Origin of the sequence: Streptomyces sp. Tu 2975 (assembly GCF_009832925.1) — a bacterium.
Classification (GTDB): Bacteria; Actinomycetota; Actinomycetes; order Streptomycetales; family Streptomycetaceae; genus Streptomyces.
Genome location: NZ_CP047140.1, coordinates 1379661 through 1405245, shown reverse-complemented (window position 1 = coordinate 1405245; position 25585 = coordinate 1379661). Strand labels below are relative to the sequence as shown.

The window sequence follows — 25585 nt, the reverse complement described above, 5'->3', positions numbered from 1 at the left end:
GGCCGCGTCCGGTGGGGTGTCCGGCCGGGAGGCCGGCCTCCGGCGTAGGCTGAATGCCGCACGTGACGGACAGGAGGACTGCGGTGGCCGAGACGACGCTCGCCGAGGTGATGGCCGAGCTGGCCGCGCTCGAGGACCCGAAGGCACGCGCGGTGAACGAGCGACACGGGGACGATCACGGCGTGAACCTCAGCAAGCTGCGCGCCCTCGCGAAGCGGCTGAAGACGCAGCAGGAACTCGCGTGCCGGCTCTGGGAGACGGGCGACACCGCGGCGAGGCTGCTGGCGCTCCTGATCTGCCGCCCGAAGGCGTTCGGGCGTGACGAGTTGGACGTCATGCTGCGTGAGGCGCGGACGCCCAAGGTGCACGACTGGCTCGTGAACTACGTGGTGAAGAAGAACCCGCACTCCGAAGAGCTGCGTACGGCCTGGTCCGCCGATCCGGACCCGGTGGTGGCGAGTGCCGGCTGGGCGCTGACGACCGAACGCGTGGCGAAGAGGCCCGACGGCCTCGACCTCCCCGGACTGCTGGACGTCATCGAGGCGGAGATGCAGGACGCCCCGGACCGCCTGCAGTGGGCGATGAACCACTGCCTGGCCCAGATCGGGATCGAGCACGCCGAGCACCGCGCCCGCGCCCTCGACATCGGTGAGCGCCTGGAGGTGCTCAAGGACTACCCGACGTCCCCTGGCTGCACGTCCCCGTTCGCGCCCATCTGGATCACCGAGATGGTGCGCCGGCAGCAGGAGAAGACGGTGGCTTGACCGGCGGCGCGCCCTTCCCCGGGGAGCAGGCGTCCTCAGCAGCTCAGGCTGCCGGCTTGCGGTCGACGTACTCGAAGACCGAGCCGTCGGGATGGACGGCGATCAGATTGCGGCCTACGGGGGTCTCCACCGGGCCGGCGAGCACCCGTGCGCCGATGCCGGTGAGGGTGGCGTACGCCTCGTCCACGTCCTTCACGGCGATCGTCGCCGACACCTTCCGCAGGATCTCCAGTTCCGCCTCCGGGCCGCTCATCAGCAGGAAGCAGCCGACGGCCGCCACGGAGACCCCGCCGCGTTCGAACCGGAGCGGCGGGGCGCCGGTGAGGCGTTCGTAGAACGTGGCGGAGGCTTCCAGGTCGTCGACGCAGATGCGGAGCGTGGTTCCGAGGATCTCCATACGGGCGAGCGTAGTTGGCGATCCCGCCCGACGGAATCGGGCCCGGCGGGCATTAGCGCCCGGGCGGATCACACCCGGCAGAGCACCTCGCCGTGCGGGACCATGAACCATGCGTCGTCGTGGTCGCCCCAGGTGCGCCACGCGTCGGCGATCGTCCGCAGCTGCTCGTGCGTGGTGTGCCCGCCCTCCACTGCGAGCTCCGCGTACACCGACGCGACCGTGCGATCGGCCCACAGGCCGCTCCACCATGTGCGATCGGCCGGTGTGGCGAAGCACCATGCCGCCGCGCTGGGGGTGATGTCGGTGAAGCCGGCGGCGCGGGCCCACGAGAGCAGTCTGCGGCCGGCGTCGGGCTCGCCGCCGTTGGCGCGGGCCACGCGCCGGTACAGCTGGAGCCATTCGTCCAGGGCGGGGAGCCGGGGATACCACGCGAACGCGTCGTAGTCGCTGTCGCGCGCCGCGACGATCCCGCCCGGCCGGCACACCCGCCGCATCTCGCGCAGTGCCTGCACCGGGTCACCGACGTGTTGAAGCACCTGGTGGGCGTGGACCACGTCGAAGGAGTCGTCGGGGAAGTCCAGCGCGTGGACGTCGGCGACCGCGAACCGCACGTCGTCCAGGCCGCGTTGCCCCGCGTGCGCCCGTGCCTGCTCGAGCACGCCCTCCGCCGCGTCCACCGCCGTGACCCGCCCCGGCGCGACCCGCTCCGCGAGGTCGGCGGTGATGGTGCCGGGCCCGCAGCCCACGTCCAGCACTTCTGCCCCTGATCGGAGTTCACCGAGGAGGTAGGCGGCCGAATTGGCCGCCGTGCGCCAGGTGTGCGAGCGCAGCACGGACTCGTGGTGCCCGTGCGTGTAGACGGCTCTCTCCTGCGGCATGACGTGTCTCCTTCTGCTGAGGCGATGCCGCCACGCTACGCCCGCGTCCCGTATTTCAAGACCCATGTCTCGCAGTGTGGACGAGTCGCGGGTGGATAGGCTGGCCGGGTGACAGAGACATGGCCATCCGACGGTGACGGGATCTTGCGGCTGCCCAGTGGCCGGCTGGTACGCGGCAGGGGCCTGCGCAGGCCCCTGCCGGACGGTGCCCGCCTGGAGTTCGGCGTCTATCTGCTGGGTCGTCGGCCGCCCGCGACCGACTGGGAGGGGAGCTGGATCCGCTGGCCCGACTTCCGGCTGCCGGCCGACCCGGCGCAGGCGCGCGGACTGCTGGAACAGGCATGGGCCCGCGCCGCGACGGAACGGGTCGAGATCGCGTGCGGCGGGGGCCGTGGCCGAACGGGCACCGCACTCGCCTGCCTTGCGGTCCTGGACGGCGTCCCGGCCGAGGACGCCGTCGCGTACGTACGCGAGCACTACCACCGGGGCGCCGTGGAGACGCCCTGGCAACGGCGGTACGTCCTGCGCTTCTGACACGCCGCCCGCGCGGCGCGACGCACCGCCCGCCGCGACGGGCCGCACCGCCCGCGCGACCGGAGACACCGCCCGCCGCGACGGGAGACACGGCCCGCGCAGGAGACGCCCCGCCCGCCGCGACGGGACGCGGCCCGCAAGCGCTACAACAGGGCCTGCGGACGGTAGACAGTCAGCGCCTCCGGGACCTTGTCCAGGACCAACTCCGACGGCGCCGGGGCCACTTCACCGTCGTAGGCGAGCAGGGTCCCCGGAGCCAGCCCGCCGATGTGCAGCCGCCGCAGGTGCCGTGTCGCGTGGACGGGGGAGCGGCGCAGCTTTCCGACGAGCGCCGCGCCCAGCAGTCGCCAGCCGGGCGCCCGGCCGGCATGCACCACGCGGACGTCCAGCAGGCCGTCCACGAGATTCTCTCGGTGGCCCGGCGTCGGGCCGACGCCCTTGTAGACGCCGTTGCCCGCGAACAGGAGCCACATCGGACGCCGTCTGCCCTGAACCTCCGCCTCCAGTGGCCGCCGGCCGCGCAGTACCAGCACCGCCGCCAGTACACCGGCCGGCCAGCCGCCGATCCGTGGCGACCAGCGTTCCCTGACGCTCACCAGGTCCGGGTACACGCCGAGGCTGAAGGTGTTGAGGAAGTGGCCGGGCTCCGTGCTGCCGTCGGGACCCGGCGTGAACCTGCCCAGGTCGACCCGCACCGCGTCACCCGCGGCCAGCGCCCGGCAGGTGTCCTCGACGGACTCTATGCCCAGGTCGTACGCGAAGTGGTTGAGTGTGCCCCCGGGGAAGACGGCCAACGGCAGGCCCCGGCCCGCGGCCACCGCCGCCGCCCTGTTCACCGACCCGTCCCCGCCGACGATGCCCAGCGCGCGTCCCCGCCCGGCGGCCTTCTCCAGCTCGGCCCGCAGCTCTTCGGGGCGCACTCCACCACCTCCGCCCGCGGCAGTGCCTCCTGCACCACCGGCGCCATGTAGGCGGAGCCCGACTCCCGGTTGACGATCACGATCAGGCCTTCACCGTCGGGCAGCTCCGGAGCGTCGGCGTGCGGCGTGCCGGGGGTCGGCAGCTGCGACCTCGTCGGGACCGCGCCGCGCACCGCGAACGCCGCACCTACGCCCAGCGCCGCGCCGACCAGGACGTCGCTCGGATAGTGGACACCCGTGTAGACGCGGGAGAAGGCGACCGACGCCGCGATGGGCGCCACCGCAGCACCCCATCCCTTCGACTCCAGGGCGACACCGGTCGCGAAGGCGGCGGCGGACGCGGAGTGCCCGGAAGGGAAGGACGTGGTGAACGGCTGCCGCTTCAACTGCCGTATCACGGGTACCGCGTCGAGCAGCGGCCGTGCCCGGCGCACGGACCGCTTGCCGACGGTGTTGATGACGGCCGAGGCGACGGCCAGGGAGGCGACTCCCCGTACGGCGGCGCGCCGCGAGCGCGCGTCACGGCCCAGAGCGGCGATCCCGGCGGCGGCGCCGAACCACAGGAGGCCGTGGTTGGCGCCGCGGCTCAGCCGAGGCAGCACCGGCTCCGCGCCGGGCCACTCCCGTGCCGCCACGGCGTGGAAGACGCTGCGGTCCCATCGGGACAGGAGCGCCGTGATCCGCCCGCGGAGCGGCTGCCCGCCGATCGACCGTGTGCCTGGTACGTGAGGTGCGTGAGCGTCCGACATGTTCCGCGATTACCCCGGGACCGCCGCCACCACGCCGGGCCGCACGCGATCCGTGCCGTACGCCGCAGCATGCCACTCCCGCCACGCCGCCGCCCGGGCGTACGGACCTCCCACGGGGCGCCGGGCGGCGATCCTCCGTATAAAGGGCTCGTGGACGGGCAGACGAGCCCGGGGCGCGAACGGTGGAGGTGGACGGGATGACGGAAATCGATCGCGAGGGCCACGGCCCCGTCCGCTACGGGCCGCCCGCCCCCGACGGGGGGCTTCCCGTGCTGCCCGAGCTGAGTGCCGTCCTGGCCGCCGCCGCGGACGCGGCGGAGGGCGAGCCGCCGGGCGGCGGGCCGACGCTGCGGGAGGCGGCCTGCGGATACTGGTCGCGGCGCGGACTGCGCAGCCGCCCCGGCGAGGTCGTCGCCGCGTCCGGCGCGCAGTCCTTGCTGTTCGCGCTGCTCGGCGCGTACGACGGCGACGTACTGATGCCCCGTCCGTGCCCTGCCTGGTGGACCCCGCAGGTGCGGCTGCTCGGTCGCCCCGCCTACCACGTGCCCGTCCCCGCGGAGTGCGGCGGAGTGCCGGACCCGGTCGCGCTGCTCGAGACCGTGCGCAGGGTGCGGCTGGAAGGCGGCCGGCCCCGGCTGCTCCTGCTGTCCGTCGCCGACGATCCGACCGCCACCGTCACCCCGCCGGAGATGCTCAGTGAGGTGTGCGAGGCGGCGGTCGGTGAAGGTCTGCACATCATCAGCGACGAGACCTGGCGCGACACCGTGCACGAGCCGCACGAGACGATGCTGGTCAGCCCCGCCGAGATGTACGCGGAGCAGGTGACGGTCATGAGCGACCTGGCCGGAGCGCTCCTTCCGTCGTCCTGGCCGGTCTCCGTCGCCCGCTTCCCGCAGGGGGAGCAGGGCGCCGCCCGGCGGGCCAGGACCCTCGACATCCTCACCGCCCTCGGCGCCGTCGTCCCCGCTCCGGTCGCCGCCGCCGCGGCGCACGCGCTCGACGAGCCCCCGGAGATCACCGAGCGGGCGTCGGAAGCGGTCGCGCTGCACGCGCGGACGGCGGCCGCCGTGCACCGCACTGTGGTGGAGGCCGGTGCTGTCTCCCGGCCCCCGCAGGCGGGCCGGCATCTCTACGCCGACCTGGGGCCGCTGCGCGGCCGCCTCGGGGAGCTGGGCGTCAGCGACTCCATGGAGCTGGAGGAGCAGCTGACCGAGCGCCTCGGCATGCCGGTGCCCGGCGGCCACCGGTTCGGCGACGAACTGGGTGCCCTGCACGTCAGACTGGACACCGCGCCGTTCCTGGGTGCCACCGCCGAGCAGCGGCTCGAGTCGCTCGCCTCCACGGAGCCGCTGGAACTGCCGCATGTCGCCCAGGCGTTGGAGCATCTGCGTTCGGTCTTCGACGGCCTCCGCTGACAGCCCGTCGCAGCTGGGCCGCCGCCCGGTCCGGGCCCCGAGGAGGCAGCTCCGGGGAGCGGGTGGTCAGGCGGGCCGGCTGCCGGAGCCGTACGCCGTCCGCAGTCTGCGCCAGACGGCCGGCGCCGCGCCGACCACCAGCGTCAGCGTGACCGCGGCGACGACTCCCTGCCACGGCTCGGCGAACAGCGAACCGCCCACGATGCCGATCAGCCCGTAGGTCGCGGCCCACGCCAGGCAGGCCGGGACGTCGCCGCGTACGAACCGGCGCAGCGGCATCCTGGCCAGCAGGCACGCCAGCATGATCGGTATGCGTCCGGCGGGCACCAGCCGCGAGAGCACCAGCACCGTCACACCGTGCTCGTCGAGCTTGCGCTGTGCCTGCTCCAACCGGTCCGGCGCGGCGCGGTTGCGCAGGGCGGCCAGCCAGCGTGAACCGTTCCTCGAGCGGAACCCGCGCCGTCCGAGCCAGTACAGGGTGACATCACCCAGGAACGCGGCCGCGGAGGCGAGGAGGAAGACGTACAGCAGGGCGAGCGGCGCCATCTGGTGGAAGGCCACCACGGCGGCGGAGGAGACCACAGCTCCGGTCGGCACGACCGGGACCAGCGCGCCGAGCACCACCAGCAGGAAAAGCGAGGGGTAACCCACGGCCTGCTGGGTCGACTCGGGGGGCAGCTGCCGCACGAGCTCCGACAACTGGCCGAACGCCTCGGCGAGCTGGGTCCTCACCGCGTTCCCTCCGGCCGGATCCGCTCGCAGTGTCCGAGGCGGTGCACCGTCACCTTCGGGGCCAGCAGCGCCGCCTTGCGCGCGAACTCGTCCCCGGGCGCGTAGAACTCGTGCGGCCGGATGCCGTCCATCCCGATCGGCCAGTACGTGCCGTAGTGGACGGGCACGGCGGCCCGCGGCGCGAGCGCGGCCGCGGCCTGCGCCGCACGGCCGGCGTCCAGATGACCGTGGCCGAGAAACGGGCCCCAGCCGCCGACCGGGAGCAGTGCCACGTCGACGGGGCCGACCTCGTCCGCCATCGAGTCGAACAGGCCGGTGTCACCCGCGAAATACGTGTGCGACTCGCCGCTGACGACGAAGCCGAGCGCCGGTGAGCGGTGCGGCCCGAGCGGCAGCCGACGCCCGTCGTGCATCGCCGGTACGGCCCGTACGAGAACCTCGCCCACCCGCACCTCGTCGCCCGGCCCGACCTCGGTGATCCGCAGGGCGGCCGTGCGGACGAGCCGGCCGAGCCGCGGCACGGAACGGGCCGCACCGCGCGGCACGATCAGGCGCGTGCCGGGCGCCAGGCGGGCGAGCGACGCGAGGTGCAGATGGTCGGAGTGCAGATGGGAGACGAGGACCGCGTCCGCGTCGGCGGCCTGCGCCGGCGGAAGTTCGCCGCGGCGTCGGCGCAGATGGGCCAGCCGCCGCACGAACAGAGGGTCGGTCAGCACCCTGACCCCGGAGTCCTCGATCGTGCAGGTGGCATGACCCCACCAGGTGACCTCCACCGGCACGCGACGCCTCCTCCTTCGAACCCCCCGTACCGTACGAGCCTAGGGCCTTCGGGGCGGTCCCGGGCCGGTGCGGCCACCCCGCCGGACCCGGCTTCGCGCTGTGCCACGCTGGAGTCCTGCTCGAAGGGTGAGGTGAAGGGGCGTGGGCGAAGGGCGGTGGCGCAGGGCCGGCAGCGCCGTCGTGCGTGTGGCCGTCGTCTGGGCGGTCTCGACGCTGACGATGCTGGCGCTGGCCGGACTGCTGCCGGACTTCCGGCTCCAGTCCGACGACGGCGACAGTGCCACCCGGACCGCGGTCACCGCGGCCTCGGGTGCGGGCGCGTTCGGTCTTCTCACGGGTCTCGTCTGGCCCGTGGTGGTGCGGGCCCTGCTGCTCGTACCCGCCCTGGTGCTGGGCCTGCTGGTGTTCTTCCTCAACGGCTCGCTGCTGCTGATCGCCCTGTGGATCGTTCCCGACGGACGCGGCACGGCCGATCCGGAGACGGCGGTGGTGGTCGCGGCCGTGATGTCGGCGGTCGCCTCCGCGACCTCCACGGCGCTCGCCGTCCGCGACGACAACGCCTACCGGCGAAGGCTGTACCGGCTCGCCCACCGCCGTGGGCGCGGCAACGCCTCGCAGGGCCGACCGAGCCCCCCGGGCACGGTCTTCCTGCAGCTCGACGGCGTCGGCTACGCGGTGCTGCGCCGCGCGGCGGAGACCGGTGTGATGCCGACCGTGGCGGGCTGGGTGGGCGCCACGCACCGGCTCACGCCCTGGCGCACCGACTGGTCGAGCCAGACCGGTGCGAGCCAGCTCGGCATCCTGCACGGCTCGAACCACGACGTGCCCGCCTTCCGCTGGTACGAGAAGGACACCCGCCGGATCGTGGTGAGCAACCGTCCGGCGAGTGCCGGGGAGCTCCAGCGGCGGGCGATCGAGCTGACCGGCGACGGCGGGCTGCTGACGGTGGACGGCGCGAGCCGTGGCAACCTGTTCAGCGGTGGCGCGGACCAGCTCGCCCTGGTGCTGTCGATGGCGGCACGGCGCGGCAGGGCGAACCGTTCCCGCGCGGGCTACTTCGCGTACTTCTCCGATCCGGCCAACGCGGTGCGCACCGCGTTGTCCTTCGTCGCGGAGGTCTGCCGTGAGATCGGCCAGTCGACCAGGGCCCGGCTCCGCGGGGACACGCCACGCGTCGGGCGTGGCGGTCTGTATCCCTTCATCCGAGCCTTCGCCACGGTCGTCGAGCGGGATGTGGTGGTCGCCGCCGTGGTGGGGGACATGCTCGCCGGGCGGAGGGTGGTCTATGCCGATCTCGTCGCCTACGACGAGGTGGCCCACCACTCCGGGCCGCACAGCGGGGACGCCTTCGCGGTGCTGGAGCGGCTGGACCGTTCCCTCGCACTGATCGCCAAGGTCGCGGAGCACGCGCCGCGTGCCTACCGGATCGTGCTGCTCTCCGACCACGGCCAGAGTCCGGGCGACACCTTCGAGGGCGCGTACGGGCTGACGCTGAAGGATCTGGTGCGGGCGGGCTGCGGGCTGCCGGTGCCGCGGCGGGCCGAGCGGTCCAAGAGCGGTGCGGAGGCCCGCGACGCGGCGCGCGACGCGCTGCGGACCGCGCTGCACCGGCAGCCGGCCGGTGACGGTGAGGAACGTCCGGCGTCGGGCTCCGACCCGATCGTGCTCGCCTCGGGGAACCTGGCCCTGATCTCGTTCCCCGACGTGCCGTACCGCATGAGCCAGGAGGAGATCCGGCGCCGCCACCCGGCGCTGCTGCCGACCCTCGCCAACCATCCGGGCATCGGTTTCCTGCTGGTGCGCAGTGAGGTGTACGGCTCCGTGGTGCTCGGCGCGGACGGCACGGAGGTGCCCGTCGACGCGCTGAAGGACGACGACGGACCGCTGGCCGGTTTCGGGCCCGGCGCGGCCGACGCCGTGCGCCGCACCGACTCGTTCCCGCACGTCGCGGACATCATGGTCAACTCGATGCACGATCCGAGGACGGGTGTGGTGCACGCCTTCGAGGAGCAGATCGGGTCGCACGGAGGGCTCGGCGGGGAGCAGTCGCAGGCGTTTCTGCTGTCGCCGTTCGAACTGTCCCCGCCGGTCCCCCCGGGCGTCGATCTGATCGGAGCGGAACAGGTGCACCGGGTGCTGCGCCGCTGGCTGCGGGAGGGGGAAGGGCCGCAGATCCCGGTCGGGCCGGTGAAGGTTTCCCGGCCGGAAGGCGAAACGGAAGAAGAAATTCCGGTTGATGGTGGAGTCGCGCCGGACAAAAACGGGTGATTTCTCCGCAGCCACTCCCGTGCCGGAACATGTCCCGGTTCCCGATCGCCGCGCACGCACCCGGAAGAGGCCGCACACCCCATGACCACCCGAGCACCACAGAACAGGCATGCCCGCAGGTTCGGGCTGCCCGTCGCCACGGCCCTGGTCATGGGCAACATCATCGGCGGCGGCATCTTCCTGCTCCCCGCGTCCGTCGCCCCGTTCGGCACCATCAGCCTGGTCGCGTTCGTGGTCCTCACCGCCGGAGCGATCGCGCTCGCCCTCGTCTTCGGCCGGCTCGCGGAGCGGCACCCCAGGACCGGCGGCCCGTACGTCTACGCCCGCGAGGCGTTCGGCGACTTCGCCGGCTTCCTCGCCGCCTGGTCGTACTGGATCACCACCTGGGTCTCCAACGCGGCCCTCGCCGTCGCCGCCGTGGGCTACCTCGACGTGCTGATACCCGTCCGGCACTCCACGGTGGCCACCATCGCCGCCGCGCTGGTCCTGCAGTGGCTGCCCGCGCTCGCCAACCTGGCGGGCACCCGCTACGTCGGCGCCGTCCAGCTCGTCTCCACCGTGCTGAAGTTCGTGCCACTGCTGCTCGTGGCCGTCGGCGGGCTGTTCTTCTTCGACACCGACAACCTCGGCCCCTTCCAGGCCGGTGACCACAGCGCGGCCGGAGCGGTCTCCGCGTCGGCCGCCATCCTGCTCTTCAGCTACCTGGGCGTCGAGTCCGCCGCGGTCAGCGCCGGCGAGGTCAAGAACCCCGCGCGGAACGTCGGCCGGGCCACGATCCTCGGCACCGCCGCGGCCGCCGGCATCTACCTTCTCGGCACCCTCTCCGTCTTCGGCACCGTCCCCCACGAGGAGCTGGTCGGCTCGACCGCGCCCTTCAGCGACGCGGTCGACTCCATGTTCGGCGGCAGCTGGGGAGGCACGGTCGTCGCCCTGGCAGCCCTCGTCTCCATGGTCGGCGCCCTCAACGGCTGGACCCTGCTCAGCGCCCAGACCCCGTACGCGGCGGCGAAGGACGGCCTGTTCCCGCAGGTGTTCGCCACCAAGCGGCGCGGTGTGCCGACCGTCGGCGTCCTCGTCACCGTCGTCCTCGCGTCGCTGCTGACCGTCTACAACTACACCGCGGGATCCCAGCGGGTGTTCGAGATCCTGGTCCTCGTCACGACCTTCACCGCCACCGTGCCCTACCTGCTGGCCACCGCCGCCCAGATCTACTACCTGCTGTCCGGCCGGCCGGACCGTGTGGACCGGCGGCGCCTCGTGCGCGACGCGGTCCTCGCCGCCGCGGCCTTCGGGTTCTCCATGTGGCTGGTCGCCGGCTCCGGCTACGCGGCCGTCTACCAGGGGGCGTTGTTCCTCTTCGCCGGGGTGCTGGTGTACGCCTGTATGTCGGCCCGCAGGACCAGGGCCGCAGGAACCGAGGAGAGTGGCACGTGCGCGCAGTCGTATTCGACGAGTTCGGTGGACAGCCCGTAGTTCGCGAGGTCCCGGACCCGGAGCCGTCGCCCGACGGCGTCGTCGTCCGGGTCGGGGCGACGGGGCTGTGCCGCAGCGACTGGCACGGCTGGATGGGCCACGACGAAGGCATTGCCACTCCGCACGTCCCCGGTCACGAACTGGCGGGCGTCGTCCACTCCGTCGGCCGCGACGTCGTCCGCTGGAGCCCTGGGGACCGGGTGACCGTGCCGTTCATCTGCGCCTGCGGGCGTTGCGCCGCCTGCGCCGACGGCAACCAGCAGGTGTGCGAGCGGCAGGAGCAGCCGGGGTTCACGCACTGGGGCTCCTTCGCCGAGTACGTCCCGCTCCGCCACGCGGACACCAACCTGGTGGCGCTGCCGGAGACCATGTCGTTCACCACCGCCGCGAGCCTCGGCTGCCGCTTCGCCACCGCGTTCCGCGCGGTGGCCGGCCAGGGCCGGGTGCGGCCGGGGGAGTGGGTCGCGGTGCACGGCTGCGGCGGAGTGGGCCTCTCCGCTGTGATGATCGCCGCGGCCTGCGGGGCCCGGGTCGTCGCCGTGGACGTCTCGCCGGGTGCGCTGGAAATGGCCCGTACCTTCGGCGCGGAGGTCTGTCTGGACGCCTCCGCGCCGGCCGGGGGCGAGGTCGGCGCGGCGCTGCGTGATCTGACCGGCGGCGGCGCCCACCTCTCACTCGACGCCCTCGGCGCCCCGGTGACCTGCGTGAACTCCGTGCAGAGCCTGCGCAGGCAGGGCCGGCACGTGCAGGTCGGCCTCCTCCCGTCGGGTGTCGGGCTGCCCATGGACCGGGTGGTCGCCCTCGAGCTGGAGATCCTCGGCAGCCACGGTATGGCGGCCCACGCCTACCCCGAGATGATGGCCATGGTCGCCTCCGGCGCGCTGCGGCCGGACCTCCTGGTCACCAAGGAGATCGGCCTCGACGCCGCACCCGACGCCCTGACGGCGCTCGGCACCGCGTCCGGCACCGGGGTCACGGTGATCGTCCCGGGCGCCTGACCGGCATGACCTCACGCGTAATCGACCTCATGGCAGGCGCGGGGCAGTCTGTGGGTACCGGGACCCGGGCGGCGCACTCCGCTCGGGCTCCGGGTCCACGACCAGCCCGCAACCTCGACGGAGGCTGATCCGCCATGTCCGCCACCCTGCTCGCCGGGATCTCCCGCAGCACCGAGCCGCAGACCATGCTGCGCCGGTTCCTCGCCGCCGACGCCGTCGTGACCGGCGCCAACGGCCTTGCCTACGTGGTCGCTTCGGGGCCGCTCGGGCGGCTCCTCGGAGTCGACGGGACCCTCCTGCTCGGCCTCGGTCTCTTCCTGACCGCGTACGCGGCGTGCGTCGGCCTGCTCGCCGCCCGGCCCCGGCCGCCGAGGATTGCCGTCACCCTGGTCGTCGACACGAACATCCTGTGGTCGGTGCTCAGCATCGCCGCCCTCGTGCTGTGGCTCGATCCCAACGCTGCGGGCGCCGCCTGGGCCGTGATCCAGGCGCTGACCGTCGCCGGCTTCGCCGTCGCCCAGTGGTCCGCGCTGCGCGCCACCGCTACGGGGTGAGCGACTGGAGGTACTTCACCGTCGCCGGGTCGGCCGGGAGCAGCGTCTCGATGGCCAGCTCGGCGACGGTCACGTCCATGGGCGTGTTGAAGGTCGAGATCGACGACACGAACGAGAGGACCTGGCCCTCGTGCTCGATCCGAAGCGGCAGCGCGAAGTACGGGAACGGCGCTTCCTGCCCCGCCTCGCTGCCGTCGCCCGCCCGGCCCGTGTGTCCGGCGTCGCCGGCCTCCGGAAGTGGATAGGCGGCGACCTCGTCGTACACCGCTCGCAGCGCGTCGGAGCGGGCCAGCGCGATCTGCCGCTCCATCTGGGCCAGCAGATGGGCACGCCACTGGCGCAGATTGCGGATCCGGGGCGCGAGGCCCTCGGGGTGCAGCGTGATCCGCATGGCGTTCAGCGGCGGGGCGAGCAGGTGTTCCGGCAGGCTGTCGAGCAGCATCGCGATGCCCCGGTTCGCGGCGAGCACGTTGTACGTGCCGTCGACGATCAGCGCGGGGTACGGCTCGTAGCCGTTCAGGAGCTGTTCCATGCCCTCACGCAGGGCCTCCATCGCCGGGTCGCCCAGCGGCGTCTCCGCGTACCGGGGGCGTAACCCGCTGCCAGAAGAAGGGAGTTGCGTTCCCGCATGGGGACGTCGAGATGCTCGGCGAGGCGCAGGACCATGTCCTCGCTGGGGCGGGAGCGGCCCGTCTCGACGAAGCTGATGTGGCGGGCGGAGGAACCGGCGCGCAGAGCCAGTTCGAGCTGGCTCAACCGCCGGCGCTCGCGCCATCCGCGAAGCAGCGGCCCTACTCCCTTACCGGACGCGACAGTTGTCATAACCAGACCGTAGTACGCCGGCCACCGCCGACCCACCCGCCGACCCACCCGCCGGCCCGCGCGGGGCCGGACCGGCAGTGGCGGCCGGCTCAGCCCCGGGCGTTGCCCAGCAGCGCTGCGAGGGCCCGTTCGATGTCCAGCGCCGCCGCCTCGTTTCCGGCCGGTACGGCCGCGTACGAGCGGACGAGGAACCGGCGCAGGCCGGCCGTGTCCAGCTGGAGCAGCGCGACGCCCTCCGGCGAGCGCAGTTCGATCATGGTCTGCACGCGTCCGCAGGGCCAGACGTGCACATCGCCGTCGCCGGTCGGTGCGCGCAGTCCGGCGTCGAGCAGGCTGCGGGCGAAGGTCCAGGTCACGCCGGTGTCGTTCAGGCAGGCCTCCGGGGGGAAGACCATGCGGACGGCGAACGGGTCGGCGTCGCAGTAGCGCAGAACCACCGGCACGGCCAGGGAGTGGGGCGCATCGCTGATGAGACGGGCCCGGACGGATTGCTCGATGGTCGATGACATCGCTCGCTCCTCTGCTGCTGCGCGGTTCCGCTCTCGTGCACGAACGTCGTCACGGGCAGTGGGCCCACGAGCGACGCCAGTGGCGCGTGTGACCTGCATCACCAAGACTGAAACGATTGAGCCAGGATGGCTAGGGTTTTGCGCCACCGCATATCCGTGTAATTCGGACCGGCGGCGGGTTACGGGCGGGTACCCCGCAGGGCGGATCCGTGCGGCGTCGGCCGGGAGTGTGGCAGGCGGGGAAGGGGAGGCCCCGGCCGGACGGGGGTTTCCGGCCGGGGCAGTCACTGGGCGTGGTGCGAACGGCGGTCGTCGCCGGACGGCGCGCTCCTCGGGAGTGTCGGTCCGACGGTCATCCCGGTGCGCAGATGGCGAGCGCGGGGGACTGCGTCCCCTTCACATCCACGTGTAGATGAACGATAAACCATCGAACGGCGTACCGTGGAATCCCGGCCCTGGTTGTGACGAGTGTTACTCGCCGTTACCCCAGGTGGCTTCCGGCCCCTGGCCCGCTCGCCGCGCACCTCCGGCTCACCCGCCGCCCCGCGCGACCACGGAACCCAGCACCTGCGGCAGCGGGTACCAGTCGGCGGACACCACGCTCGCGTGCCGCCCCGCCAGCAGTGCCACACGGTCGCGGGCCTGCTGCTCCGTCGGATTCGTCCCGTCGATCGCGGGCGCGACGCCGTGCGCGTCCGTCATCACGACGAGGTAGTGGTTGCGGTCGTACCAGGAGGTGTCGACCGACCCGCCCGCGTACACCCCCGCGTTTCCGTCGAACACGACGAACCACGGCCGGATCGAGGCGTCCGCGTACCGGCTGCGCGGATCGCCCGCCGCGGCGTGGTGCACGGCGGGGAAGGCGCCCGCCTCGCCGAGACGGCCCGCCGACCGCAGGTCGCGCAGATGCGTCGCGTACTCACGGTCGGTCCACAGCGAGTCGAACGGGTTGTCCTCCTCGAGCGTGCCCGGGATCAGCTCGACCACGAACTTCCCGGCCAGCGCGGAACGCGCGGGCCAGCCGTCCGTCCGCACCGCGGTGTCCAGATCCGGGTGCCCGCCGGCCAGGTCCGCGGGCCGGAACAGGGCGTCACCGAGCCGCGCCCTCAGCAGGGCGTCCAATCCCGCCGGCCCGCGGCCCTGTCCGCCCTGGAAGCCGTCCTTGAACTCCAGCTTGATCAGGATCGGCCGGTGGTCCGGGTGCGCGTCGTGCCAGGCCCGCATGTCGGCGAGGCAGCCGCCCAGGTCCTGGTTGCGGGACTTGGCGCGCAGCTCGGCGGCGACGGCGGCGTTCACGCAGTTGTTGTCGTTGCCCACCGGGTTGCTGTGCGAGACCCGCCACGATCTGCCGAAGGCGTTGGTCCACACGTCGATCTCGAGCATTGCCGCGCCCGAGTCGAGCGCGTCCGCGAAGTACGGGTACTTCGACTTCTCGTAGGCGTTGTGGACGCCGACCCCGGTGGTGGCGGAGTAGGGCAGCTGCCCGGTGTCCGCCGGGCCGGTGGTGGACGCCTGCGCCGGAGCGAGTGCGGCTGCCAGCAGTCCGGCCGCTACGGCCGTCGTCGTAGCGGCGCGAGAGAACGTGCCCATGGGGCCCCTGTCTGTGCGTCGATCGGTCAAATCGACGGAACATTAGGGGAGTTGGGTGAACCATGGGGAGACTGAACCCGGCCGTTGCGGACGCCTCCGGTGTGCGGTGCGGGCAGGCCGCCGAGGGCCGGCGGGCCATGGCGCGGCGCCGGGGGTGCGTGCGTCGCCCGGCCGGGGCACGATGGCCGCATGCTGCTCGCCCGCGTCGCCGAAGTGTCCCGTGAGGTGGCCGCCACATCGGCCCGCTCGCGCAAGATCGCCGCGCTGGCGGACCTCTTCGCGGAGGCCTGGCCGGAGGACGTGGCCCTGGTCATCTCCTACCTGGCCGGGAGGGTGCCCCAGGGCCGCATCGGCATCGGCTGGAGCGTCCTCAAGGAGTCCGTGCCGCCCGCCGCCGTGCCGTCCCTCACCGTCGGCGGGACCGACGCCGCGCTCGCGGCCCTCGCCCAGGTCTCCGGCCCCGGCGCCCAGGCGGAACGCCGCACCCGGGTGCACCGGCTGATGTCGGCGGCCACCGCAGAGGAGCAGGAGTTCCTTGTACGGCTCCTCACCGGAGAGGTCCGTCAGGGCGCCCTGGACGCCGTCGCGCTGGAGGCCGTCGCGAAGGCCGCGGGAGCTCCGTCGGCGGACGTGCGCCGCGCCGTCATGCTGGAAGGATCACTGCCCCGCGTCGCGGCGGCGCTGCTCGCCGGCGGGCCGGCGGCACTCGAGCAGTTCCGGCTGCGGGTCGGCAACCCCGTACAGCCCATGCTCGCCCACAGCGCGAAATCCGTGACCGAGGCCGTCAAGGCCCTCGATGCCGCCTGCGTCGTCGAGGAGAAACTCGACGGCATCCGCGTGCAGGTGCATCGGGACGGGTCCGATGTCCGGATCTTCACCAGGTCCCTCGACGACATCACCGACCGGCTGCCCGAAGTGGCCCAGCGGACACGGGAGATGACGGGCGACCGGTTCATCCTCGACGGGGAGGTCATCGCGATGGCCGCCGACGGCAGGCCCGTCCCCTTCCAGGACATCGCCTCCCGCGTGGGCTCGCGTCTCGACGTCGAGGCGGCCCGCACCACTCTGCCGCTGTACCCGGTGTACTTCGACGTCCTCGCCGCCGACGGGGAGCCGGCGCTCGACCTGCCGGGCCGTGAACGGCACCGGATCCTCGCCCGGCTCGTCCCCGAACCGACGCGGGTGCGGCGCACGGTCGTCGAGGACCCGTCCGATCCGGCCCAGGTCGCCGCCGCGGAGGAGTTCTTCACCGCGACCCTGGACCGGGGACAGGAGGGCGTCCTCGTCAAGGCACTGGACGCGCCGTACAGCGCCGGCCGCCGCGGCCGCTCATGGCTCAAGGTCAAGCCGGTCCACACCCTCGACCTGGTGGTCCTGGCCGTCGAACGGGGCCACGGCCGGCGCACCGGACTGCTCTCCAACCTCCACCTCGGTGCCCGCTCGTCCGACGGCGGCTTCGTGATGCTCGGCAAGACCTTCAAGGGACTCACCGACGAGATGCTGCGCCGGCAGACCGACATGCTCGGGGAACTGGCCGTCGAGGACGACGGTTTCACCGTGCGCGTCCGGCCGGAACTGGTCGTGGAGATCGCCTACGACGGGCTTCAGCGGTCCACCCGCTACCCCGCGGGCGTCGCCCTGCGGTTCGCGCGGGTGCTGCGCCACCGGCCGGACAAATCCGCGGCGGAGGCCGACACGATCGAACAGGTCCTGGCCGCCGGCCGCTGATACGAACCCGGCCGCTGATCCGCTGCCGGCAGCGGATCAGCAGCCGGCGACCCGCCCTGCCCGTCTGCTCAGCGCAGGCCGAGCACCTTGTCGGCGAAGGCCCACAGGTTGCCCGTGGTCCGGTCGATCTGCTCCTCCAGCGTGAGGTTCTCCTCGTAACGTCCGTGGCGCAGCTTCGGCTGCCTCTTGCCGCGGATGTACAGCGAGCAGGCCAGATCGGCGCACAGATACGTGCCGACCGTGTTCCCCTCCCGTCCCGCCGCGCCGGCCAGCGGCGCCGCGAACAGGGTCACCCCCGACGAGGCGTGGGCGGTGAGGCACGCCTGGCACATGCTCGACTTCACCGCACTGGTCCGTCCGGTGGACGGGACACGGAGGGTGATACCGACCGGTCCGTCCTCCCGCGGCAGCACCAGATGCGCCTTCAGCGGTGCTCCTGGATCGACCCAGCCCAGGAAGTCCAGGTCGGACCAGGGGACTTCGGCGAAGTCGGCGGGCAGGCGCAGACGCGTCGCCTCACCCTTGGTGCAGTTCACGAAGCAGGCGCGGATCTGTTTGTCGGTCAATGGTTCCACTCGGTGGAACGTACACAGCGTGGCCCGTGCAGGCACCCGATTTATCGGGCATCGGATCTATGGTGTTCCCGTCCGCCGCCCCTGCCGGAAGGATCCTGGCCATGCCCACAGAGCCGCTGTCGCAGAAGGAGATCGAGGACCGGCTCCGGGAGCTTCCCGGCTGGTCCCTGGAAGGCGACAGGATCGCCCGCTCCTACCGCCTCGACTCACACTTCGCGGCGACCGCCCTGGTCGTCCACGTCGCCCAGATCCAGGAGGAGCTGAACCACCACTCCGACCTCACCCTCGGCTACAACACGGTCGCCCTGACCGTCCAGTCGCACGACGTGAACGCCCTGACGGAACGCGACTTCGCCCTGGCCGAGCGCGTCGAGCAGATCGCCCCGGCCCACGGGGCGAACTAGCCCGGGTCGCGAAATGAGCGGCCGTCCGCCCGCCGGTCCGGCATGCTCCTGGTCATGCTCGACTACGACCGTGAGGCCGACGCGTACGACGCCACCCGCGGCGGCGTGCCCAGGGCGGAGGCCGCCGCCGCGGCCGTCCTCGGCCTGGTGCCGGACCGGGCGCGCACGCTGCTCGACATCGGCTGCGGCACCGGCCTGGTGACGGAACGGCTGCGCCGCCCCGGGCTGCGCGTGCTCGGCTGCGACGGTTCGTACGGGATGGCCCGCAAGGCCACCTGCCGCATCGGCGGCGCCGTGGTCCTCGGCGACGTACGGCGGCTGCCGCTGCGCGACGCGGCCGTGGACGCGGTCAGCGCCGTGTGGCTGCTGCACCTCGTGCCCCGGTCCGCCGCGGTCGTCGCGGAGGCCGCCCGGGTGCTCAGGCCCGGCGGGGTGTTCGTCACCACCGTCGACAAGGACGCCGGTCACGACGTGGACAGCGACATCGACACCGTCCTGCGCCCCCATCGCTCCTTCGCCGCGGCCTCCGACCGCTCCGACAGGGTCGAGGAGTACGCCGCTGCGCACGGCCTGCGGCCCGTAGGCGGCACGCGGTTCGCCGGACACGGCCAGGGCCGCACACCTCGCGACGCCGCCACCGCCCTCTCGGCGGGACGCTTCCGCTCCTGGTTCACCGGCACGGACGGCGCGACGGCCCGCGCGCTCGCCGCGCAACTGGCGCTGCTGCCCGGCCAGGACAGCCGCCGCCCCGATCCGTCGTACACCCTGCGCGCGTTCCGCAAGGAAGGCTGACGCGGCCGGCTCCCCGCAGGCCGTCGCCGGTGCCGTCGGCAGGTGTCGCGGCCGTGCCGGCATACGCGTCCGTCTACGCTGGTGGCCATGGACGCTCTCGCCGGACTTCTGGACGGGCCGCGGGCCAGGGGGGCTTTTCTGCTGCGCATGGTGATGGAGCCGCCGTGGTCCGTGCACATCGACGACGAGGCCCCGCTCTGTCTCATGTGCGTCACCCAGGGGGAGTCGTGGATCGCCCCGGCCTCCGGCGAACCGGTGCTGCTGCGGCCCGGCGACGTGGCGGTCGCACGCGGACCGGAGCCGTACACGGTCTCCCACGCGCCCGGTGCGGAGCCGCAGGCGAGGATCGGACCCGGCGGCACGTGCCACACGCTCCAGGGGGAACCGCTCGCCCAGGCCATGCGGCTCGGCGTGCGTACCTGGGGCAACGCGCCCGACGGCTCGACGTCCATGCTGATCGGCACCTACCAGATGAAGGGCGAGGTCAGCGGCCGGCTGCTGGACGCACTGCCGCCGCTGCTGCACCTGTCGGCAGAGGTGTGGAACCACCCGCTGATGACCGTGCTCGACGAGGAGATCGCCCGTGACGACCCCGGCCAGAGCGTGGTGCTCGACCGGGTGCTGGACCTGCTGCTGATCGCGGTGCTGCGCACCTGGTTCTCCCGCCCGGACGCCGAGGCCCCCGCCTGGTACCGGGCCATGGGCGACCCGGTGGTCGGGCAGGCGCTGCGGCTGATCCAGGACGGCCCGGCCCGCCCATGGACCGTCGCGACGCTGGCCGCCGAGTGCGGGGTCTCCCGTGCGGCGCTCGCCCGGCGCTTCAACGATCTCGTCGGCGAGCCACCGATGGCGTACCTCACCGGCTGGCGGCTCGCGCTCGCCGCCGATCTGCTGCGCGAGAGCGACACGACGGTGGAGGCGGTGGCCAGAAAGGTCGGCTACAGCGGCTCGTTCGCGCTGAGCGCCGCCTTCAAGCGGGTACGGGGCATCAGCCCGCAGGAGCACCGAACGGGTGGTGCTTTGCCGGAACGGCAACAAAGCTCGCCGTAATCGCAGGACGCGGTCCACTCTGTGGCCATGAGCCATCACCACGACTCCACCCACATCGACTGGGACGAGCACGCGCAGTTGCTGGAGCAGGGCGCGGAACTGCAGGGCCCCATGTACCGGCAGACGGCCGACTGGCTTCGCGAGCTGGTGCCGGCCGGCGGCGTCCGGCGCGTACTCGACATCGGCAGCGGCCCCGGAGTGATCACCGGCCTGCTGGCGGAGGCGTTCCCGTACGCCGAGGTCGTCGCCGTGGACGCCGCCGCACCGCTGCTGGAACGGGCACAGGCGCGCGCCGCCCGCAACGGCCAGGCCGACCGCGTCCGTACGCATCGTGCCGAACTGCCCGACGGCATCCAGGACCTCGGGGAGGCGGACCTCGTCTGGGCGGCAGGATCCGTGCACCACCTGGGCGACCAGCGCGCCGCGCTCGGGGCGCTGGCCCGCCTCGTGCGGCCGGGCGGTCTGGTCGCCGTCCTCGAGGGCGGGCTGCCGGCCCGTCATCTGCCGCGCGACTTCGGGATCGGCAGGCCCGGCCTGGAGAGCCGGGTCGGTGCCGCCGTCGACGAGTGGTTCGCGCGGATGCGGTCGGAACTGCCCGGCGCGAAGGACGAGGCCGAGGACTGGCGGGCACTGCTCGCCGCGTCGGGGCTGACGCCGAGCGGTACGCGCTCCTTCCTCCTCGACATCCCGGCGCCCGCGCCGGCGGCGGTGCGGGAGCAGTTGGTGTCCGCCTTCGCGTGGCAGCGCCGGTTGGTCGAGGGGCTGCTGCCCGACGAGGACATCGCGACCCTGGACCGGCTGCTCGACCCCGAGGACCCGGAAGGGCTGCTGCGGCGGTCCGACGCGTACATGCTGGCCGCGCGCACGGTGTTCACGGCCCGCAAGGACTGAACCGGACTCCGGGACCGAACCGGATGCGCGGTCGAAGGGGACGCGAGCGCTGCGGCCCGTATCCGGTCCGGCCCGTCAGGAGGGCACCGGCTCCAACCGCCACCACTGGCCCGGGGAGTCGGTGTCCTCCCACTGCTGGACGTTCGCCCCGTCCTCACTCGAACCGCCGGCCACCTCAAGCAGCAGTCCGCTGATGAAGCTGACGATGGTCACCGTGCCCGGCGAGTCGAGATGCTGTTCGACGATCCACTCCTGGGCGCCGAAGTTGTTCGCCTTCCACTGCTGGACGTTGGCGCCGTTCTCCGTCGAGGCGTTCGCCACGTCGAGGCGTTTGCCGCCGGCCACGTTGACGAAGTGGTACAGCCCGTTGCCGTTGGGCACCGGCTCGATACGCCACTGCTGGGCCGGCGAACCGTTCTCCTTGCCCTGCTGGACGTTGACGCCGCTGCCGCCGCGTCCCCCGAGCACCTCCAGCAGCAGCCCGCTGCCGACGTTGCGCACCAGGTAGACCCCTGGCTCAAGTGGCCCGTTCACGCTCCCCGCCTCCCGTCCGGCGCCTCCGGGTGTGAGGCGGGGATCATCGTCGCACCCGCCACCGACAGTGGCCCGCCGCGGCGTCGCCCCACCCGCGACAGCGAACGGCGGGCCGGTTCCCCGGCCCGCCGTTCACCGTTCTCGAAGGCTCCTCGTCCCCGTGGAAGGACGGCTCAGGAGTTGACGTCCGCCGGCTCCGGACCGAGCCGCCGGCCCTCGTCCAGCGCGGTGAACGCCGCCAGGTCGTCGGCGTCGAGCTCGAAGTCGAACACGTCGATGTTCTCCTGGATCCGGGACGGGGTCACGGACTTGGGAATGACGACGTTCCCGACCTGGAGGTGCCAGCGCAGCACCACCTGGGCGGGTGTGCGGTCGTGCTTGCGGGCGACCGCGACGACGGTGGGCGCCTGGAGGAGATCCTTGCCCTGTCCGAGCGGTGACCAGGCCTCGGTGGCGATGCCGTGCTTCTCGTGGAAGTCCCTGAGCCCGGACTGCTGGAGCTGCGGGTGCAGCTCGACCTGGTTCACAGCGGGGACGACGGACGTCTCACCCATGAGGCGCTCGAGGTCCTCGACGCGGAAGTTGGACACGCCGATGGATTTGGCGCGGCCGTCGGCGAGGATCTTCTCGAAGGCCTTGTACGTGTCCACGTAGGTGTCCATGGCCGGCATCGGCCAGTGGATGAGGTACAGGTCGACGTAGTCGAGCCCCAGCTTCCCGAGCGAGGCGTCGAAGGCGCGCAGCGTCGAGTCGTATCCCTGCTCGGAGTTCCACAGCTTGGTGGTGACGAACAGCTCCTCGCGGGCGATCCCGGAGCCGGTGACGGCCTTGCCGGTGCCCGCTTCGTTCCCGTAGATGGCGGCGGTGTCGATGCTGCGGTATCCCGCCTCCAGGGCGGTGGTGACCGTCTGCGCCGCTTCGTCGTCGGGCACCTGCCAGACACCGAAGCCGAGTTGCGGCATCGCGACGCCGTTGTTGAGGGTGATGAAGGGGACCTTGCTCACGAGCGGTCGATCCTTACGTCGTCGGTTGGGTACTCCCATCGTCAACGATCATCGCGGTGGACGCATTCCCGCCTTCGAAGTTGGCGCGATACCGCTCCCTCGTCCTCGGTCCAGACCATTGACCGCAACCCGTCAACGCGGGACTCTGCTTCAGATCGCTGAACGATGCACACCGACATGAACACCGTCTCGGTCTGTTCGGCCCAGCAGGACTCCTGACCCCCACATCAAGGACCTCGGCGGCTACCGGTGGCAGGCCCACGCCCTCACCGGCGACGCCACGCGCACCGACCCGGCCTGCCGGCTCTCGCCCGACCGCACGCTCGTGTGCGGCCTCGTCGACCGGCCGGACAGCGTGCTGCCGGCAGTACCCGGGCACCTCCACCGCAAGGAAGGACCAAGAACATGAACGCATCCCGCAGGGCGGTGCTCGGCGCGGCACTCGGCGGCGCGGTCGCGGCCGGACTTCCCGCGACACCGGCGAGCGCCGCCTCCTGGCAGCTGCGCTGGTCGCCCTCCGCGAGCCGCGACGGGCTCCGGGCCTTCGAGACGATCGAGGACGACCGCGCCGGCTCGCACCCGTCCGGCGCGCCCCACATCCGCACCGAGGGCGACAACTTCCGCTTCACCATGCACACGGCCGACCGTGACACGCACACCGACCGGCAGCGCCAGGAGGTCACCGGCTGCCGCAACGGCGACGGGTACCTCCGCTGGACGTCCGGACAGACCTGGCGGATCACCTACTCGATGTTCCTGCCCAGCTCGCTCAAGGCGACCAGCACCTTCACCCACATCATGCAGATGAAGCAGCCGGGCACCGGCACGTCCCCGATCGTCGTCCAGTCGCTGCGTCGCGTCGGCGGCGTGCAGACCATCGAGCTCAAGGTGTTCACCGGGGACGTGCTCGTGGGCCGGACCGACCTCGGACCGCTCCACGACAGGTGGACCGACGTCGACCTGCGGATGAAGATCGGCAACGGCACGTCCGGCACCGTGCGCTGGATCCTCAAGAGCGGCGGCGCCACGCTGATCGACGCGTCCGAATCGGGCGTCGACACCTTCCTCGCGGACCGGGTCCGCCCCAAGTGGGGCATCTACCGCTCGCTCGGGGACACTTCCGGCTCGCTCCAGAACTGCCACATGCTGCTCACCCGCATGCGGGCCTACCAGCTCGTCTGAGGCCCGCTCAGCCGTAGAGGGCGTCGACCTCGGCGGAGTAGGCGTTCTCGATCGCCTTCCGCTTCAGCTTCAGCGACGGCGTCAGCAACCCGTGCTCCTCGCTGAAGGGATGCGCCAGGATCCGGAACGTACGGATCGACTCGGACTTGGAGACCAGGGTGTTCGCGGCGACCACCGCGCGGCGGATCTCCATCTCCAGGTCCGGGTCGCGCACCATCTCCGCGGGTGGCAGCAGCGGCCTGCCCTGAATGGCCAGCCAGTGCTCCACCGACTCCTGGTCGAGGGTGACGAGCGCCGCGATGTAGGGCCGGTCGTTGCCGACGACGATGCACTGCGCCACCAGCGGGTGCGCGCGCACCCGCTCCTCCAGTCCGGCGGGCGAGACGCTCTTGCCGCCGGAGGTCACCAGGATCTCCTTCTTCCGCCCGGTGATGGTCAGATAGCCGTCCTCGTCGAGGGCGCCCAGGTCACCGGTGGCGAGCCATCCGTCGTGCAGCACCGCGTCGGTGGCCTTCGGGTCACCCAGATACCCCTGGAAGATGTTTGCCCCGTGCAGCCACACCTCGCCGTCCTCCGCGATGTGCACGGTCGTGCCGGGGACGGGCAGGCCGACGGTGCCGTACCGGGTGCGCTCGGGCGGGTTCGCGGTGGCGGCGGCCGTCGACTCGGTGAGTCCGTAGCCCTCGAAGATGGTGACGCCCGCGCCCTCGAAGAACAGCCCGAGTCGCCGGTCCATGCCGGATCCGCCGGACATCGCGTGGCGCACCCGGCCGCCCATCGCGTCGCGGACCTTCCCGTACACCAGCTTCTCGAAGAGCTGGTGCTGCATCCGCAGACCCGCGGAAGGGCCCGGGCCGAGACCGAAGGCCCGGTGCTCCAGAGCCTCCGCGTACCTCACGGCCACCTCGGCCGCCTTGTCGAAGGCGCCCGCCTTGCCTGCGCTCTCCGCCTTGCGACGGGCGGCGTTGAAGACCTTTTCGAAGATGTACGGGACGGCCAGGATGAACGAGGGCCGGAACGCGGCCAGATCGGGCAGCAGCGCGCTCGCCTGGAGCACCGGCTGGTGGCCCAGTTTGACCCGCCCGCGGATCGCCGCCACCTCGACCATCCGGCCGAAGACGTGCGACAGCGGCAGGAACAGCAGGGTGGAGGCCTCGTCGCCCGGCTTGGAGTGGAACACCGGCTCCCACCGGCCGATCATCGTGTCCGCCTCGAACATGAAGTTGGAGTGGGTGATCACGCAGCCTTTGGGGCGGCCCGTGGTGCCGGACGTGTAGATGATCGTGGCCACCGAGTCGGGCGTCACCGCCCGCCGGTGCCGGTGCACCACGTCGTCGTCGATGTGCGCGCCTGCCGCGACCAGTTCCTCCACCGCGCCCGCGTCCAACTGCCACAGCCGCTTCATCAGCGGCAGCCGGTCGATCACGGAGCCGATCGTCATGGCGTGGTCCTCGTACTCGACCATGCACGCGGAGACCTCCGAGTCGTGCAGCATCCAGAAGACCTGCTCGGCCGACGAGGTCGGGTACAGCGGCACGGACTGGGCGCCGACGGTCCACAGCGCGAAGTCGAACAGCGTCCACTCGTAGCGCGTACGGCTCATCAGGGCGACGCGGTCGCCGAACCGGACGCCGTGCGCGAGCAGCCCTTTGGCCAGCGCCAGCACCTCGTCACGGAACTGCGCCGACGTCACGTCCTGCCAGCGGCCCTCACCGTCCTTGCGGCCGAGCGCGACATGGTCGGGGTCGTCGAGGGCATGGTCGAAGACCGCGTCCGCAAGTCCGCCGACCTGAGGCGCCGCGGCCATGGGTGGGACAGTGAACTCGCGCAATGGCTGCTCCTTGTGGCGCTCCGCACAGCGCCGTGACCGTACCCCACGATTTCGTCGGGCGGGAGGGTCCTCGTGAACTGTGGACGAAAGACGTAGGCACAGGTCAGCGGCGGTGACCGGGGAGTGGACGGCCGCGTGGGAGCCGATTACTGACCGGCCGGTAAGGAGTCCCGTCTGCAATCTCCACCGAATCTGTACGGCGTGATCACCG

At 72.4% G+C, this 25585-nt stretch carries 23 protein-coding genes and 2 pseudogenes; 13 read left to right on the top strand and 12 right to left on the bottom strand.

Going from position 1 to position 25585, the window contains the following annotated elements; genetic code table 11:
• Positions 1-53: 53 nt before the first annotated feature.
• Positions 54-764: a DNA alkylation repair protein gene (locus GLX30_RS06115; RefSeq protein WP_159684488.1), complete on the top strand. Its 711-nt coding sequence runs from the start codon at positions 54-56 to the stop codon at positions 762-764.
• A 43-nt stretch (positions 765-807) separates the two neighbouring features.
• Here the strand turns inward: GLX30_RS06115 and GLX30_RS06110 are convergent, their stop codons facing one another.
• Together GLX30_RS06110 and GLX30_RS06105 are read right to left on the bottom strand one after the other, a co-directional pair.
• Positions 808-1161: a VOC family protein gene (locus GLX30_RS06110; protein WP_159684485.1), complete on the bottom strand. Its 354-nt coding sequence runs from the start codon at positions 1159-1161 to the stop codon at positions 808-810.
• Between the two features lie 68 nt (positions 1162-1229).
• Complete coding sequence (locus GLX30_RS06105; RefSeq protein ID WP_159684483.1) at positions 1230-2039, bottom strand: methyltransferase domain-containing protein; 810 nt, start codon at positions 2037-2039, stop codon at positions 1230-1232.
• A 108-nt stretch (positions 2040-2147) separates the two neighbouring features.
• Between GLX30_RS06105 and GLX30_RS06100 the strand changes: the two genes are divergently transcribed.
• The gene (locus GLX30_RS06100; RefSeq protein ID WP_159684480.1) at positions 2148-2573 is read left to right on the top strand and encodes a protein-tyrosine phosphatase family protein; all 426 of its coding nucleotides are present in this window, start codon (positions 2148-2150) and stop codon (positions 2571-2573) included.
• Positions 2574-2716: 143 nt separating this feature from the next.
• On the opposite strand, the pseudogene GLX30_RS06095 reads toward GLX30_RS06100, so the two are convergent.
• A pseudogene (locus GLX30_RS06095) lies at positions 2717-4242 on the bottom strand (phosphatase PAP2 family protein).
• 197 nt (positions 4243-4439) lie between these two features.
• Here GLX30_RS06095 and GLX30_RS06090 point away from each other — a divergent pair.
• Positions 4440-5657, top strand: coding sequence for an aminotransferase class I/II-fold pyridoxal phosphate-dependent enzyme (locus GLX30_RS06090; RefSeq protein ID WP_159684477.1), 1218 nt, complete (start codon positions 4440-4442; stop codon positions 5655-5657).
• A gap of 66 nt (positions 5658-5723) precedes the next feature.
• Here GLX30_RS06090 and GLX30_RS06085 read toward each other — a convergent pair whose 3' ends face one another.
• Positions 5724-6389: a VTT domain-containing protein gene (locus GLX30_RS06085; RefSeq protein WP_208545373.1), complete on the bottom strand. Its 666-nt coding sequence runs from the start codon at positions 6387-6389 to the stop codon at positions 5724-5726.
• On the bottom strand, positions 6386-7168 hold the full coding sequence (locus GLX30_RS06080) for an MBL fold metallo-hydrolase (protein WP_159684475.1): 783 nt from the start codon (positions 7166-7168) through the stop codon (positions 6386-6388). Before GLX30_RS06080 ends, GLX30_RS06085 begins: the two co-directional genes overlap by 4 nt.
• Positions 7169-7310: 142 nt before the next feature.
• Between GLX30_RS06080 and GLX30_RS06075 the strand changes: the two genes are divergently transcribed.
• The 4 genes from GLX30_RS06075 to GLX30_RS06060 all read left to right on the top strand — a co-directional run bounded on the left by GLX30_RS06075 (position 7311) and on the right by GLX30_RS06060 (position 12462).
• Entirely contained in the window at positions 7311-9437 is a 2127-nt protein-coding gene (locus GLX30_RS06075) for a phage holin family protein (RefSeq protein WP_159684472.1), read from the top strand.
• An 81-nt stretch (positions 9438-9518) separates the two neighbouring features.
• Positions 9519-10910, top strand: a complete 1392-nt coding sequence (locus GLX30_RS06070; protein WP_159684470.1) for an amino acid permease — start codon at positions 9519-9521, stop codon at positions 10908-10910.
• The gene (locus GLX30_RS06065) at positions 10868-11908 is read left to right on the top strand and encodes a zinc-dependent alcohol dehydrogenase family protein (protein WP_159684467.1); all 1041 of its coding nucleotides are present in this window, start codon (positions 10868-10870) and stop codon (positions 11906-11908) included. Before GLX30_RS06070 ends, GLX30_RS06065 begins: the two co-directional genes overlap by 43 nt.
• A 134-nt stretch (positions 11909-12042) precedes the next feature.
• The gene (locus GLX30_RS06060) at positions 12043-12462 is read left to right on the top strand and encodes a hypothetical protein (RefSeq protein WP_159684464.1); all 420 of its coding nucleotides are present in this window, start codon (positions 12043-12045) and stop codon (positions 12460-12462) included.
• On the opposite strand, the pseudogene GLX30_RS06055 reads toward GLX30_RS06060, so the two are convergent.
• The 3 genes and pseudogenes from GLX30_RS06055 to GLX30_RS06045 all read right to left on the bottom strand — a co-directional run bounded on the left by GLX30_RS06055 (position 12452) and on the right by GLX30_RS06045 (position 15383).
• A pseudogene (locus GLX30_RS06055) lies at positions 12452-13284 on the bottom strand (helix-turn-helix transcriptional regulator). The gene GLX30_RS06060 and the pseudogene GLX30_RS06055 overlap by 11 nt on opposite strands.
• Positions 13285-13373: 89 nt before the next feature.
• Positions 13374-13793: an SsgA family sporulation/cell division regulator gene (locus GLX30_RS06050; RefSeq protein ID WP_159684461.1), complete on the bottom strand. Its 420-nt coding sequence runs from the start codon at positions 13791-13793 to the stop codon at positions 13374-13376.
• Positions 13794-14324: 531 nt separating this feature from the next.
• Complete coding sequence (locus GLX30_RS06045) at positions 14325-15383, bottom strand: phosphatidylinositol-specific phospholipase C domain-containing protein (protein WP_159684458.1); 1059 nt, start codon at positions 15381-15383, stop codon at positions 14325-14327.
• 189 nt (positions 15384-15572) lie between these two features.
• Between GLX30_RS06045 and GLX30_RS06040 the strand changes: the two genes are divergently transcribed.
• The gene (locus tag GLX30_RS06040; RefSeq protein ID WP_159684455.1) at positions 15573-17111 is read left to right on the top strand and encodes an ATP-dependent DNA ligase; all 1539 of its coding nucleotides are present in this window, start codon (positions 15573-15575) and stop codon (positions 17109-17111) included.
• A 68-nt stretch (positions 17112-17179) separates the two neighbouring features.
• On the opposite strand, the gene GLX30_RS06035 is transcribed toward GLX30_RS06040, so the two are convergent.
• Positions 17180-17686, bottom strand: a complete 507-nt coding sequence (locus GLX30_RS06035) for an FBP domain-containing protein (protein WP_159684453.1) — start codon at positions 17684-17686, stop codon at positions 17180-17182.
• 101 nt (positions 17687-17787) lie between these two features.
• Here GLX30_RS06035 and GLX30_RS06030 point away from each other — a divergent pair, with 101 nt between their 5' ends.
• The 4 genes from GLX30_RS06030 (at position 17788) to GLX30_RS06015 (ending at position 20823) form a co-directional block, all read left to right on the top strand.
• Positions 17788-18090, top strand: coding sequence for a 4a-hydroxytetrahydrobiopterin dehydratase (locus GLX30_RS06030; protein ID WP_159684450.1), 303 nt, complete (start codon positions 17788-17790; stop codon positions 18088-18090).
• A gap of 54 nt (positions 18091-18144) precedes the next feature.
• A complete protein-coding gene (locus GLX30_RS06025; protein WP_159684447.1) occupies positions 18145-18882 on the top strand; it encodes a class I SAM-dependent methyltransferase in 738 nt (245 codons plus the stop codon).
• Between the two features lie 87 nt (positions 18883-18969).
• A complete protein-coding gene (locus GLX30_RS06020; RefSeq protein ID WP_159684444.1) occupies positions 18970-19932 on the top strand; it encodes an AraC family transcriptional regulator in 963 nt (320 codons plus the stop codon).
• A gap of 27 nt (positions 19933-19959) precedes the next feature.
• Entirely contained in the window at positions 19960-20823 is an 864-nt protein-coding gene (locus GLX30_RS06015) for a class I SAM-dependent methyltransferase (protein ID WP_244258026.1), read from the top strand.
• Positions 20824-20898: 75 nt separating this feature from the next.
• Here GLX30_RS06015 and GLX30_RS06010 read toward each other — a convergent pair whose 3' ends face one another.
• Both GLX30_RS06010 and GLX30_RS06005 read right to left on the bottom strand, forming a co-directional pair.
• Complete coding sequence (locus tag GLX30_RS06010; protein ID WP_159684439.1) at positions 20899-21357, bottom strand: RICIN domain-containing protein; 459 nt, start codon at positions 21355-21357, stop codon at positions 20899-20901.
• A 173-nt stretch (positions 21358-21530) separates the two neighbouring features.
• Positions 21531-22361: an aldo/keto reductase gene (locus tag GLX30_RS06005; RefSeq protein ID WP_159684437.1), complete on the bottom strand. Its 831-nt coding sequence runs from the start codon at positions 22359-22361 to the stop codon at positions 21531-21533.
• Positions 22362-22766: 405 nt separating this feature from the next.
• Here GLX30_RS06005 and GLX30_RS06000 point away from each other — a divergent pair, with 405 nt between their 5' ends.
• A complete protein-coding gene (locus GLX30_RS06000; protein ID WP_159684434.1) occupies positions 22767-23543 on the top strand; it encodes a Tat pathway signal sequence domain protein in 777 nt (258 codons plus the stop codon).
• 7 nt (positions 23544-23550) lie between these two features.
• Here the strand turns inward: GLX30_RS06000 and GLX30_RS05995 are convergent, their stop codons facing one another.
• Positions 23551-25350, bottom strand: coding sequence for an AMP-dependent synthetase/ligase (locus GLX30_RS05995; RefSeq protein ID WP_159684432.1), 1800 nt, complete (start codon positions 25348-25350; stop codon positions 23551-23553).
• Between the last annotated feature and the right edge of the window lie 235 nt (positions 25351-25585).

Coding starts and splice junctions, on each gene's coding strand:
- GLX30_RS06115 (WP_159684488.1), top strand. CDS start 54: ATGCCGCACGTGACGGACAGGAGGACTGCGGTGGCCGAGACGACGCTC.
- GLX30_RS06110 (WP_159684485.1), bottom strand. CDS start 1,161: ATGGAGATCCTCGGAACCACGCTCCGCATCTGCGTCGACGACCTGGAA.
- GLX30_RS06105 (WP_159684483.1), bottom strand. CDS start 2,039: ATGCCGCAGGAGAGAGCCGTCTACACGCACGGGCACCACGAGTCCGTG.
- GLX30_RS06090 (WP_159684477.1), top strand. CDS start 4,440: ATGACGGAAATCGATCGCGAGGGCCACGGCCCCGTCCGCTACGGGCCG.
- GLX30_RS06070 (WP_159684470.1), top strand. CDS start 9,519: ATGACCACCCGAGCACCACAGAACAGGCATGCCCGCAGGTTCGGGCTG.
- GLX30_RS06060 (WP_159684464.1), top strand. CDS start 12,043: ATGTCCGCCACCCTGCTCGCCGGGATCTCCCGCAGCACCGAGCCGCAG.
- GLX30_RS06050 (WP_159684461.1), bottom strand. CDS start 13,793: ATGTCATCGACCATCGAGCAATCCGTCCGGGCCCGTCTCATCAGCGAT.
- GLX30_RS06045 (WP_159684458.1), bottom strand. CDS start 15,383: ATGGGCACGTTCTCTCGCGCCGCTACGACGACGGCCGTAGCGGCCGGA.
- GLX30_RS06040 (WP_159684455.1), top strand. CDS start 15,573: ATGCTGCTCGCCCGCGTCGCCGAAGTGTCCCGTGAGGTGGCCGCCACA.
- GLX30_RS06030 (WP_159684450.1), top strand. CDS start 17,788: ATGCCCACAGAGCCGCTGTCGCAGAAGGAGATCGAGGACCGGCTCCGG.
- GLX30_RS06025 (WP_159684447.1), top strand. CDS start 18,145: ATGCTCGACTACGACCGTGAGGCCGACGCGTACGACGCCACCCGCGGC.
- GLX30_RS06020 (WP_159684444.1), top strand. CDS start 18,970: ATGGACGCTCTCGCCGGACTTCTGGACGGGCCGCGGGCCAGGGGGGCT.
- GLX30_RS06015 (WP_244258026.1), top strand. CDS start 19,960: ATGAGCCATCACCACGACTCCACCCACATCGACTGGGACGAGCACGCG.
- GLX30_RS06000 (WP_159684434.1), top strand. CDS start 22,767: ATGAACGCATCCCGCAGGGCGGTGCTCGGCGCGGCACTCGGCGGCGCG.
- GLX30_RS05995 (WP_159684432.1), bottom strand. CDS start 25,350: ATGGCCGCGGCGCCTCAGGTCGGCGGACTTGCGGACGCGGTCTTCGAC.